This window comes from Acidovorax sp. PRC11 (genome assembly GCF_031844105.1).
Classification (GTDB): Bacteria; Pseudomonadota; Gammaproteobacteria; order Burkholderiales; family Burkholderiaceae_C; genus Paracidovorax.
Genome location: NZ_JAUZUQ010000004.1, coordinates 67,433 through 76,730, shown reverse-complemented (window position 1 = coordinate 76,730; position 9,298 = coordinate 67,433). Strand labels below are relative to the sequence as shown.

The window sequence follows — 9,298 nt, the reverse complement described above, 5'->3', positions numbered from 1 at the left end:
CATGCTCGCAGCACTCGGGCAATTCGTCTTCGCCCTCGACACCATCGCCTTCCAGGAGTTGCGCCGCAGCACCTCCTGGCGGCACCCCAGCAACAGCCGTGTAGGCGCCATGCCGGCCCGCCAGTACATCGGGCCAGGCGATGACACCATCACGCTCACCGGCCTGCAGGCGCCCGAGTTCATGGGCGACCGCCGCGCCCTCGATCGCCTGCGAGAAATGGCCGACCGCGGCGCGGCCTACGCGCTGGTCAACGGCGCGGGCGAAGCCTTCGGCGCCTGGGTGATCGAAAGCCTGGAGGAAACCGGCAGCATCTTTGTGCGCGAGGGCGTCGCGCGGCGAATCGAATTCAGTATCCAACTCGCCCGCGTGGAAGACGAACTGGCCGACCCGGCCGGGGGCACAGACGGCGGCGAAGACTGGGGCGATTGGTGGGAAGGCGACGAGTGGGATTGGTGGGCCGACAGCGCAGGCCCCGAAGCCGGTGGACAGGAGGATGACGCACCATGACCGAAAGCACCGCCGTTTACCGCCAGGTGCGCTACACCCTGATCGTCAACGGAAAGGACGTGTCCCAGGCCGTGCGGCCACGCCTCAAGCGCCTGCGCTTGCGCGAGAGCCGCGGCGAGAAAGCCGACCAGCTCGACATCGAGCTGGACGACTCGCGCGGCGATCTGGCCTTGCCGCCCGTGGGCGCCGTCATCGCCCTGCAGCTAGGCTACGCGCACACCGGCATGGTGGACAAGGGCACCTTCACCGTGGACGAGATCGAGCACAGCGGCGCGCCAGACTCCGTTTCCCTTCGCTGCCGCAGCGCCGAGCTGCGCAGCACGTTGCGCCAGCGGGCCAGCCAGTCGTGGCACGGCGCCACGCTCGGCACCATCGTGCGAGACATCGCGGCGCGGAATAAGCTCACCGCCAAGGTGGACGAGGCGCTGGCCGCCATCGTCGTGCAGCACATCGACCAGACCAACGAATCGGACGTGCACTTCCTCTCGCGCCTCGGCCGCCAGCACGACGCTGTGGCCACGGTCAAAAAGGGTCGGCTGGTGTTCCTCCCCCTGGGCAGCACCAACAACGCCGCAGGCAAGGCCATCGAGGCCGTCACCATCACCCGCAGTAAGGGCGACCGCCACCGCTACCACACCGCGGCGCGTGACAGCTACACCGGCGTGCGCGCTTACTGGCACGACGCGGGCAGCGCCGGCAAGCGCGCCGCGATCGCGGGCGAGGAAAGCAACGTGAAGACGCTTCGCGACAGCTACGCCACCGAGGCCGACGCCCTGGCCGCCGCGCGCGCAGAACAAGGCCGCATCCAGCGCGGCGGGGCCACCTTCGAACTGCAGCTGGCGATAGGCCAGCCCGCGCTGGCCCCGCAGACGCCCGTGTACGTGGAGGGCTGGAAAGAAGAGATCGACGGCACAGACTGGCTATGCAAGAACGTGGAACACTTCATAGAGGGCGAAGGCTTGGCGACGCGGCTGGAGATGGAGTGCCGGGGCGGCGTGCCGAATAAGAAAAACCACATCCTGCGAAAGCGCAGATTGCACGGATAATTGTATGTTGTACTTAACATACATACCGAGGTGGAGGATTTTATGTATAAAAAAATCTTCAGTTAAGTAATATTTTGGATAATTCCTTGGATATTAAATCTGCATTCCCAACAGCTCGCTCGATCAGATTTTTTACGACGGCAGCGCGAGGCAACTCATCGATATACATGCCGTTCCTCGAGTTGACGAAGTGAAATTCTTCGTTAAACTCATAATTTCCGATAGGAGTCCGAATATTCCTTCCGTTAATGAGCTTCAGCACCTCATCCACATGGTGCTCTTGAACAGTGAGCGGTAATCGCGAATTCACTGTAAGAAATTGATTGCCGCAGATAATTATTGCCTCATAGGTGAAAACTTCACTGGCGAAAGCGAGGCGGAAGCTTTTATTCGCGGGATCGGACTGATATTTAAAAGAGATTGAATTGAGGCAATTCATTACGTGCGAAAAAAGCTCTGCGCTATCGATCTGCTTTTCAGGCGTCATTTTGTTTCCTCAATTCGATTAATTGCACCATTGCTAGGGTAGCGCGGCGGTATCAAATCCATTGTGAAGTCCAGAAGATTAATATCTTCATCCTTTTTAACAGGGTCGGTTTTACTCTCAAACAGAATTTTTCCTTGATAAGAGGAAACCGCGGCCGCTAGTTCTTTTTCATGGCTTGCAAAAGAATCCACGGCATCACGAACATTTACTTCGAAGGGCATGCTAGTAGTGATTGCGTTCGAATCTCTTCTATTAAAAGCTCCGAGAATTTCAGAATAACTAACATCCCTTTTGAGTTGTCTTCGTATTCTTATTTGCGCCGCGAGCACTGCTATTGCACTCACAACGCTTGCTACTGACGTGAGCCCCAAAATAATATCAAGAACTTGCATTGCTATCCCCATTCTTGATTGAAGAAATGACAGCCAAAGTATATACAACCGAAGCAAGCGAAAACAGCGAATACCACAAAATCCTAACTTTTGGCTGGATTTCATTAAAAGCGGAAAAGCGCGCCGGAATATTTAGTGGAAATATCTTCATAACAGTGTAGAAGACCGCGCAACAAATCAGCCCCCATACGATGGGGATTCCATCAGAACGGCCACGTGCCCCAACAAACATTGCAGCAAACAAAAAACCAAATGATGTTGCTATGAAATCGGTGCTTGTGCACGCTTGCAGGGCTGCCATAATCATTTCTGGCTCACCAAAACCGCCGGCTACGGCCATTCCGATTAATATAAAACCGTAGGACTGGAGGCCTTCCTCCAAAAACCAACGCTTTATAGTTTCTTTCTTTAGCATTCGGCACCTATGCGAATAGTGAGCTTCATGGTTTTGGGTAATAAAGAGACGCTCGCGTAAAGTTTCGCACTCAGAATCGCCGACCATTCCACCCGTAGACGACTCTCCCACAGATCCTGACCTGTTGCGAGCCGTCGAGCACCTCCACGGTGCGAACGTTCGGGTTGTCGCTGGTGATTTCGTGCCGACCATCCAGCCGCCTCGAAACCCGCTTGATGTACAGCTGCCCGTTGGCCTGGAGCACATACACGCCGCTCACGTCGGCAACCGTGTAGTCCGTGTCTACGATGGCGAAGTCGCCCGAGCGCAGCGTATCGCCCATGGAGTCGCCGTAGGCATGTACCAGCTGCAGCGCCTCGGGACGGCTGCGCGGCAGATTCACGGACAGCCAATGACGCGAGACGGGCACGCGGCCGAGGATGACGTCTTCCGGGGTGAAGTCGTGGCCCGGGCCCATGCTGCCGGTGGCGCTGAGCAGCGGCAATGAAATGGCGTCCTCGTCGTCCGCTGGGGGAGGCGTTGGGCCCGTAAGCGAGCGAGAGCCCGTGAGCAGGTAGGACACGTCCACCCCCGCATCCGCGACCTTCAAAAGGTAGTCGGAAGACGGGGAGCGTTCCCCTTTCTCATACGTGTGCTGCGCCAACTTCTTCACCCCCCCGGCCTCCGCCAAAGCCGCCTGAGACAGGCCGATGCGTTCGCGCTCTTCCCTCAGTCGTGCCGAAAAATTATTTGAATGCATAACAAGTCGCTTGACAGGTATGCGAATGCATACAACAATGCGGCGCAAGTCATCTAAACATAACGCCATCTAACAAGATGGTACACGCGCCACTTCTGGCAGGAGAACGCCCATGGCCTACGACAACCCGGAGCACCGTCGAAACGTCCGCCACACAGTGCGCTTTAAGGCCGCTGACGACGCGCTGATTTCCGTACTGGCTGACCGCCTGGGAATGCAGAAGGCCACGCTCATCGAGAACATGGCGATCCGGCAGGCGGAAGCAGAGCTGCAGGCCTTGTGCACCGCGCCCAGCACGGCCCAGCGCGGCACCGCGCCCGGCATGTCCGCCAACCGCTGACGCGAAAGCCATGCGCAATGCGGACGAAAGAACGAACGGTGGAAGTCTCCGCCGAGCTGCAGGAGCGGCTGGAAGCGCTCAGGCAGGCCCATGGCTTGCCGAGCACCACGGCAGTGCTGGAGCGGCTCATTAGCGCCGCCATAGACGACACCGTTTACCGGATGACGGGAATCCGGCCAGGCCCAAAACTGGCCATCGACAACACGCAGGCGCCAGAGGGGCGCGAAGGGGGCCAGCATGGCTAAAGCAGAACAGAGTTTCCAGGCCCTGGTGGCCGCCAACCGCCGTGCGGGCAACCTGCAGCCGCCGGCCGCGCCCGAGCAGCGCAAAACCATGATCCTGGCGGGCATGCGCCTGTCCCCGGAAGAAATGGACGAGGCCAAGGCCATGGCCGCCGCCGATGAACGCCCCACGGCCAACTTCCTCCGCCGCGTGTACCTGATGGGCCTTGCCCTCTACCGCGCAGAGCACCAGCCGGTCGCCGATTCGGCCACGGTGCAGCAGTAGCGCACCGCAAATAGCTGCTCAAGAGCCGCTCAAAAGCACCAAAACACACACCGGGGGTACGGGCCGTGATGCAACCAGAAGCCAGCGCCGCGCGCGATGCGGCAGGCGCTCGACAGCGCACCAGCCATCAGGGCCGCAAGCTGAAAAACGAAGGCACCCGCATGGCGTGCCCCCACTGCGAAGCGCAGGCAGAAATCCGCACGAGCCGGGTGGTCAGCAAGACGATGCGCGAACTGATCTACGCCTGCACGAATGTCGAGTGCGGTCACACATTTGTCGCCGCTACCGAAGTGCTGCGCACCCTGAGCCCGAGCGCCACGCCAGACCCCACCGTCAACATCCCGCTGTCCTCGCATGTGAACCGCGACATGGTGCGCATCGTCCTCGACCACGCCGCCGAATCGGCCCACCAGCCGCAGTACACCGCGCCCACCACAGGCGATCTCTTCGCCGGGCCCCGCGGCACGTCGTAGCGCGCCGCTCCCGAGCCGCTGAATAGCAGCGGCCACCCCTCACCACCACCCCACTGATTTGCACGGCGGAAACGCCTGCAGGGATTCGTCTTGCCCGAAGAAACCGGAGGTATCGCCATGTCTTCACGTAGCACCGCCCGCCGCGCTGCCGGCGACACATCGCCCACGCTGGCCGCGCAGGCCCTGCAGGCCGAAGAGGCCCGCCACGCGTGCCGAATCGCGGGCGTCAGGCGCATGGACGCGCGCCTGCGGATGTTCGACGCCTTCATGCCGGCCGTCCGCGGCGCCGGCATCAATGTGCATGGCGACGAGATCCACTGCTGGGGCACCAGCGCCCTTAGCGCGCTCTACGTCGGCGGCGTCACCCTGGACCCGCGACGCAATGCCACCCTCGAAAAGGTGCTGCGCGAGCAAGGCATGGAAGAAATCGAGCGCACGCCATGCCCGACCGGCGCCTACACGGTGAAGCTGAAAAAAGGCCGACTCACTGTGTCCATCACGGTGGAAGCCCACCGCCTGAACCGCATGCAGGAGGGCAAGGCATGCGCGTGATTGCTGCTCCCGTGGCGGTGCTGGCCTGCGCCCTGGCGGCCCTCGGCGCCAGCACGCACAGCACCCCCGTCTTCTGGCTGGCCAGCGCTTTCGGCGTCGTGGCGGCCGGTGCCATGGCTTCCGCCCTGTGGGGTGCTCGATGAGCGTCTACGCCATGACCTATCGCACGCCCGCGGGTCTGCGCATGCAGCCCGTGCAGGCGCCCGACATGGCCGCCGCATGGGAGCGGGCATTCGACCTGTGCCAGCAGCTCGACGTGCGTGGCTTCGGCCTTCGCCGCCTGGGTGGTGCATGAGCGACCAGCCCCAGCCCGAGCCGAGCAGCACCGTGAAGGACGACGAATTGGCCCGCCTCATGACGCTGCGCGACGAGTTCGTTTCGCTGGCCACCCGCGGCCGGTTCAACGACTCCGCCTCACGCGAATGGCGCCGCCTGCCGATGAACTGGCGTATGGCGCTGCTGCTGATTGCCGGCCTCGGCCTCGACGTGGACAACCTCTCCGACCTGGCCGAACGCGACTGGCTCGAAATGCCGCCGCCCGAGCGCGATGAGCTGCGCGGCGTCGTCCGCTCCGCCAAGAAGCATTTGGGCGCCCTCGTCGCCCTGGCCGCGAAGGTCTAGGCCATGGCCCGCATCCCGCGTAAACCGCCCATCGCCAGCCTCGCCCAGTGGGAGCGCGAGAAGCCCACCATGCATGCCGCGCACGGCCACATGGAACGGGTCATCAAGTGCGCGCCCGCCAGCTGGCAGGCCGCCGTCCGCTCGCGCTTCGCGCCGCAGGCAGCGCCGGCCGCGCCGCAGTCGGCGGAAGAGTATCTGGCGAGCCCTCCGGATTGGGCGGTGGCGTGGGACTTGATGCAGTCCATCGCCGACTTCGAAGACGCCTATGGCGCCGCATCGCTCTGGAACCTGCCGGACGCCGACATCTGCGCGATGGCCAAGAAGCTGGCCGCCGAGGCCGAAGAACTCGACGCCCTGGCCATCGGGCGCGGCGACGATCTGGCCGCCCGTGTGGATTCCATCCGCATGCTGGTGCGCTGCGCCGGCATCACCGAAGACAAGCCCATCCACGGCCTGCCCGCCATCCTGCGCGCGCAGGATGCCGCGTGGTGGCGCCGCCGCCTGCGCGTGCACGTCGCGCGCGTCGTCGAAGCCGGCGCCGTGGGCCTGGGCCTTGTGCACAAGGCCGCGGGCGGCTACATCAGCGGCGACGGCCTGCTGCGCCGGGGAGCGCAGATCAAGCGCAATGCGGAAGCCCTGGGCCGCACGCTCTATCGCAATGAGGCCGGCCAGGTCTACACGCTGCGCGACCTCGCCGAGCTGGGCACCGCCAACCCGATCATCCGCGGCGGCGAGCTGATGACGCGCATCCGCGGCGCCGAGGAATATGCGGACTCGCGCGGCCATGTCGGCCTGTTCGTGACGCTCACATTGCCCAGCCGGTACCACGCGATGAAGCTGGGCAGCGGTGGCCGGCCGTTCCCCAACCGCAACCACGACGGAAGCACCCCGCGCGATGGTCAGCTGTGGCTGCGCGACATGTGGGGCAAGACCCGCGCCGCCCTGGCACGCCGCGGCGTGCGCATGTACGGCCTGCGCGTCGCAGAGCCGCACCACGACGCCACTCCCCACTGGCATGCCCTCATCTGGGCTGAGGACGAGGCCGGCGCGCAGGCGATCGAGGAACGCATTCGCCACTACTGGCTGAGCGACGACGGCGGCGAGCGTGGCGCTGTAGCCAACCGCGTCAACATCAAGCGCATGACGGCCGGCGGCGCGGCCGGCTACGTCGCCAAATACATCGCCAAGAGCGTCGGCCACCTCGCCCTCGCCGAACACCGCGACGTGGTGGACGGCCAGCAGATCAGCCTGGACTTCGGCGCGGACGGCAAGCCCGGGAAGCCAGACGTGAAGGAAACCGGCGTGGGCTTCCGCCGCGTGGACGCATGGGCTGCCACGTGGGGCATCCGCCAATTCCAGACCATCGGCATGCCGTCCGTCACCGTCTGGCGCGAGCTGCGCCACGTGACGCCCGATCAGCTGGAACTGTTTGCCCGCGAAGGCGACCGGGCCACGGTCCGCGCCTTCCACGCATGCCACCGGCGTGGCGACATCCGGGCGGACTGGCGCATCTTCATGGAGAGCATGGGCGGCCACGCCCTGCGCCGCGATCGCTGGCACCTCCGCACCGCGCACCGCACGCTGCAAGAGGGCCAGGTCAACAAATACGCCGAGCCCGTCACCGTGGGCCGCATCGTCGGCCTCAAGGCCCAGCAGGGCCGCATGTGCGGCCGGTGGCTGGTGTCGCGCCGCATCGTCTGGTCCCCGGTGGTCGGCGAGGCCGTGGCCGAGCATGCGACCGATGCAGCACAGCCGGCGCCGGCCGAGGCCCCGAAACGCGCGGCTCTGCCGCGCGCTTGGACTGGTTTCAATAACTGTACGGCCCGCATCACGCACGAGCTTTCCCGGGCAGCTTTCGGCCGCGGCGAGCACGAAATGAGCGACTGGGCGACGCCCGAAGTCGTCCAGCAGTTCCGCGCCCTGCGCGCCGCGCCCACCTTCGCGAGGTGGGATTGATGAAAAAACAGGCATCCACCCGCACCACCGCCAGCCAGGCGCGCCGCGGCATGGGCGCGGAGGGCGAAAAGCTCACGCCGCTGCGCTCGATGGTGCTGCAAGCCGCCCGCCGCCGCTGCGATGACGTGGGCGACGGGCCCGAAGCCCGTGCCGCGATGAAGGCCGACGTGCTGGCCATGCCGCCCGAGCTGCTCGCCGACCTGCTCACCGCCCTCACCACCCTGCGCTACACGCGCGCGGACCTCTTCCCGACCACCACCACCGAAAGGAGCGCCACCCCATGACCGCCACCCGCACCGAACCGCGCGTGCACTGCTTCAAGCGCCGCGTCGATGGCGACTACGTGCCATCCAGCGGCACCACGCCCAACCACCTCCGCGCCGTGTTCGACGCCGAGCGCCAGCGCCTGGCCCAAGCCGCGAAGCCGGCGCGCCGCCGCCGCCGGGTCGAGCCGGCACCGGCCGACCACCCCCATCAGGCCCAGCTGCAGCTGGTCGCGTGATGACCGCATCCGCACACGCGCCCACCACGCCGCCGATCTGCGAGCTGTGCCGGCACGGCTGGAGCGACGGGGCGCGCGTGATGTGCCTCTGCGCGCCGCTGGTGCAGCGCCACGGCGTGCAGCCCGTGCGCTGGATGCGCGGCCGCGCGGACGCATGCGGCGCCGCGGCGGCGCATCGCGACCTGCAGCCATTCGTCCTTCACTGATCCCAACCACCCACCACCGAGAGAGAACCATGAACCAGAACCCAGCCAGCCGTTACGTGGAGAAGTACCACGCCAAGCACATCCCGGTACCGCCGGCACCGCAGCCCGTCCCGCACGTCCAGGCCCTGCACAGCTACCGCGTGCACCTCGTGCCCGATTCCGTCCACCCCGACGACGTGGAAGACCTCGCGGACGAAGGCCTGCTGCCCACGATCCGCGTGAAGGCCGCCAACGCCGAACAGGCCCAGCACCGCGCGCACCTCGTGAGCGGCAAAGCCGTGCTGCGCGCCGATCGCGTGGAGGCCTGAGCCATGGCCATCAAGAGCAAGCCCGCCGCCTTGGGCCATCCAGTGGGCGCCGAGAAGTGGGCGCAGATCCGCGCCGCGGAGCGCGTGAGCTACAGCGGCCCCTGCGGCGTCGCGCAGCCGCCGCAGATGTCGTGGAAGGACGGGGGGCCCTACACGTGCCCGGAGCTGCGCCACCGCAGCCGTGCCGACAACCACCCCAGCCTGATTTCGGGCCGCCGGGTGTACCGCTGACCAACAGGAGGAACA

20 protein-coding genes are annotated in these 9,298 nt (G+C 64.9%); 16 read left to right on the top strand and 4 right to left on the bottom strand.

Going from position 1 to position 9,298, the window contains the following annotated elements:
* Position 1 precedes the first annotated feature (1 nt).
* Positions 2–508 (top strand): phage tail protein, encoded by a 507-nt coding sequence (locus Q9R47_RS06030; RefSeq protein ID WP_311232303.1) that lies wholly within the window; start codon positions 2–4, stop codon positions 506–508.
* Positions 505–1,554, top strand: a complete 1,050-nt coding sequence (locus Q9R47_RS06025) for a contractile injection system protein, VgrG/Pvc8 family (protein ID WP_311232302.1) — start codon at positions 505–507, stop codon at positions 1,552–1,554. The genes Q9R47_RS06030 and Q9R47_RS06025 overlap by 4 nt, the downstream gene beginning before the upstream one ends.
* Before the next feature lie 58 nt (positions 1,555–1,612).
* Here the strand turns inward: Q9R47_RS06025 and Q9R47_RS06020 are convergent, their stop codons facing one another.
* The 4 genes from Q9R47_RS06020 to Q9R47_RS06005 form a co-directional block, all read right to left on the bottom strand.
* Entirely contained in the window at positions 1,613–2,041 is a 429-nt protein-coding gene (locus Q9R47_RS06020; protein WP_311232301.1) for a hypothetical protein, read from the bottom strand.
* Complete coding sequence (locus Q9R47_RS06015; protein ID WP_311232300.1) at positions 2,038–2,433, bottom strand: hypothetical protein; 396 nt, start codon at positions 2,431–2,433, stop codon at positions 2,038–2,040. Before Q9R47_RS06015 ends, Q9R47_RS06020 begins: the two co-directional genes overlap by 4 nt.
* The gene (locus Q9R47_RS06010; protein ID WP_311232299.1) at positions 2,420–2,848 is read right to left on the bottom strand and encodes a hypothetical protein; all 429 of its coding nucleotides are present in this window, start codon (positions 2,846–2,848) and stop codon (positions 2,420–2,422) included. The genes Q9R47_RS06015 and Q9R47_RS06010 overlap by 14 nt, the downstream gene beginning before the upstream one ends.
* A gap of 70 nt (positions 2,849–2,918) precedes the next feature.
* Positions 2,919–3,587, bottom strand: coding sequence for a S24 family peptidase (locus Q9R47_RS06005; protein ID WP_311232298.1), 669 nt, complete (start codon positions 3,585–3,587; stop codon positions 2,919–2,921).
* Positions 3,588–3,699: 112 nt separating this feature from the next.
* On the opposite strand from Q9R47_RS06005, the gene Q9R47_RS06000 reads away from it, so the two are divergent.
* The 14 genes from Q9R47_RS06000 (at position 3,700) to Q9R47_RS05935 (ending at position 9,283) form a co-directional block, all read left to right on the top strand.
* Entirely contained in the window at positions 3,700–3,927 is a 228-nt protein-coding gene (locus Q9R47_RS06000; RefSeq protein ID WP_311232297.1) for a hypothetical protein, read from the top strand.
* Positions 3,928–3,965: 38 nt separating this feature from the next.
* Positions 3,966–4,172: a hypothetical protein gene (locus Q9R47_RS05995; protein ID WP_271450664.1), complete on the top strand. Its 207-nt coding sequence runs from the start codon at positions 3,966–3,968 to the stop codon at positions 4,170–4,172.
* Complete coding sequence (locus tag Q9R47_RS05990; RefSeq protein ID WP_311232296.1) at positions 4,165–4,434, top strand: hypothetical protein; 270 nt, start codon at positions 4,165–4,167, stop codon at positions 4,432–4,434. Before Q9R47_RS05995 ends, Q9R47_RS05990 begins: the two co-directional genes overlap by 8 nt.
* Positions 4,435–4,502: 68 nt before the next feature.
* Positions 4,503–4,907 carry an ogr/Delta-like zinc finger family protein gene (locus Q9R47_RS05985; RefSeq protein WP_311232295.1) on the top strand — a complete coding sequence of 135 codons (405 nt, stop codon included), beginning with the start codon at positions 4,503–4,505 and terminating at the stop codon, positions 4,905–4,907.
* A 90-nt stretch (positions 4,908–4,997) separates the two neighbouring features.
* Positions 4,998–5,459: a hypothetical protein gene (locus Q9R47_RS05980; protein ID WP_311232294.1), complete on the top strand. Its 462-nt coding sequence runs from the start codon at positions 4,998–5,000 to the stop codon at positions 5,457–5,459.
* Positions 5,450–5,602, top strand: coding sequence for a hypothetical protein (locus Q9R47_RS05975; protein ID WP_311232293.1), 153 nt, complete (start codon positions 5,450–5,452; stop codon positions 5,600–5,602). Before Q9R47_RS05980 ends, Q9R47_RS05975 begins: the two co-directional genes overlap by 10 nt.
* Positions 5,599–5,754: a hypothetical protein gene (locus Q9R47_RS05970; RefSeq protein ID WP_311232292.1), complete on the top strand. Its 156-nt coding sequence runs from the start codon at positions 5,599–5,601 to the stop codon at positions 5,752–5,754. Before Q9R47_RS05975 ends, Q9R47_RS05970 begins: the two co-directional genes overlap by 4 nt.
* Positions 5,751–6,080, top strand: a complete 330-nt coding sequence (locus Q9R47_RS05965; RefSeq protein WP_311232291.1) for a hypothetical protein — start codon at positions 5,751–5,753, stop codon at positions 6,078–6,080. Before Q9R47_RS05970 ends, Q9R47_RS05965 begins: the two co-directional genes overlap by 4 nt.
* Positions 6,081–6,083: 3 nt before the next feature.
* Positions 6,084–8,036, top strand: a complete 1,953-nt coding sequence (locus tag Q9R47_RS05960; protein ID WP_311232290.1) for a replication endonuclease — start codon at positions 6,084–6,086, stop codon at positions 8,034–8,036.
* Positions 8,036–8,320, top strand: a complete 285-nt coding sequence (locus Q9R47_RS05955) for a hypothetical protein (RefSeq protein WP_311232289.1) — start codon at positions 8,036–8,038, stop codon at positions 8,318–8,320. The genes Q9R47_RS05960 and Q9R47_RS05955 overlap by 1 nt, the downstream gene beginning before the upstream one ends.
* On the top strand, positions 8,317–8,538 hold the full coding sequence (locus tag Q9R47_RS05950) for a hypothetical protein (RefSeq protein ID WP_311232288.1): 222 nt from the start codon (positions 8,317–8,319) through the stop codon (positions 8,536–8,538). The genes Q9R47_RS05955 and Q9R47_RS05950 overlap by 4 nt, the downstream gene beginning before the upstream one ends.
* A complete protein-coding gene (locus tag Q9R47_RS05945; protein ID WP_311232287.1) occupies positions 8,538–8,744 on the top strand; it encodes a hypothetical protein in 207 nt (68 codons plus the stop codon). The genes Q9R47_RS05950 and Q9R47_RS05945 overlap by 1 nt, the downstream gene beginning before the upstream one ends.
* Positions 8,745–8,773: 29 nt before the next feature.
* Positions 8,774–9,052, top strand: coding sequence for a hypothetical protein (locus tag Q9R47_RS05940; protein ID WP_311232286.1), 279 nt, complete (start codon positions 8,774–8,776; stop codon positions 9,050–9,052).
* 3 nt (positions 9,053–9,055) lie between these two features.
* Positions 9,056–9,283, top strand: coding sequence for a hypothetical protein (locus Q9R47_RS05935; protein WP_311232285.1), 228 nt, complete (start codon positions 9,056–9,058; stop codon positions 9,281–9,283).
* Positions 9,284–9,298 lie beyond the last annotated feature (15 nt).

Bases quoted from the DNA above. Each gene is read 5' to 3' on its own strand.
- Q9R47_RS06015 (WP_311232300.1), bottom strand. From the start codon at position 2,433: ATGCAAGTTCTTGATATTATTTTGGGGCTCACGTCAGTAGCAAGCGTT.
- Q9R47_RS05960 (WP_311232290.1), top strand. From the start codon at position 6,084: ATGGCCCGCATCCCGCGTAAACCGCCCATCGCCAGCCTCGCCCAGTGG.
- Q9R47_RS06030 (WP_311232303.1), top strand. From the start codon at position 2: ATGCTCGCAGCACTCGGGCAATTCGTCTTCGCCCTCGACACCATCGCC.
- Q9R47_RS06020 (WP_311232301.1), bottom strand. From the start codon at position 2,041: ATGACGCCTGAAAAGCAGATCGATAGCGCAGAGCTTTTTTCGCACGTA.
- Q9R47_RS05990 (WP_311232296.1), top strand. From the start codon at position 4,165: ATGGCTAAAGCAGAACAGAGTTTCCAGGCCCTGGTGGCCGCCAACCGC.
- Q9R47_RS05955 (WP_311232289.1), top strand. From the start codon at position 8,036: ATGAAAAAACAGGCATCCACCCGCACCACCGCCAGCCAGGCGCGCCGC.
- Q9R47_RS05935 (WP_311232285.1), top strand. From the start codon at position 9,056: ATGGCCATCAAGAGCAAGCCCGCCGCCTTGGGCCATCCAGTGGGCGCC.
- Q9R47_RS05940 (WP_311232286.1), top strand. From the start codon at position 8,774: ATGAACCAGAACCCAGCCAGCCGTTACGTGGAGAAGTACCACGCCAAG.
- Q9R47_RS05945 (WP_311232287.1), top strand. From the start codon at position 8,538: ATGACCGCATCCGCACACGCGCCCACCACGCCGCCGATCTGCGAGCTG.
- Q9R47_RS05965 (WP_311232291.1), top strand. From the start codon at position 5,751: ATGAGCGACCAGCCCCAGCCCGAGCCGAGCAGCACCGTGAAGGACGAC.
- Q9R47_RS05985 (WP_311232295.1), top strand. From the start codon at position 4,503: ATGCAACCAGAAGCCAGCGCCGCGCGCGATGCGGCAGGCGCTCGACAG.
- Q9R47_RS06025 (WP_311232302.1), top strand. From the start codon at position 505: ATGACCGAAAGCACCGCCGTTTACCGCCAGGTGCGCTACACCCTGATC.
- Q9R47_RS06005 (WP_311232298.1), bottom strand. From the start codon at position 3,587: ATGCATTCAAATAATTTTTCGGCACGACTGAGGGAAGAGCGCGAACGC.
- Q9R47_RS06000 (WP_311232297.1), top strand. From the start codon at position 3,700: ATGGCCTACGACAACCCGGAGCACCGTCGAAACGTCCGCCACACAGTG.
- Q9R47_RS05950 (WP_311232288.1), top strand. From the start codon at position 8,317: ATGACCGCCACCCGCACCGAACCGCGCGTGCACTGCTTCAAGCGCCGC.
- Q9R47_RS05970 (WP_311232292.1), top strand. From the start codon at position 5,599: ATGAGCGTCTACGCCATGACCTATCGCACGCCCGCGGGTCTGCGCATG.
- Q9R47_RS05975 (WP_311232293.1), top strand. From the start codon at position 5,450: ATGCGCGTGATTGCTGCTCCCGTGGCGGTGCTGGCCTGCGCCCTGGCG.
- Q9R47_RS06010 (WP_311232299.1), bottom strand. From the start codon at position 2,848: ATGCTAAAGAAAGAAACTATAAAGCGTTGGTTTTTGGAGGAAGGCCTC.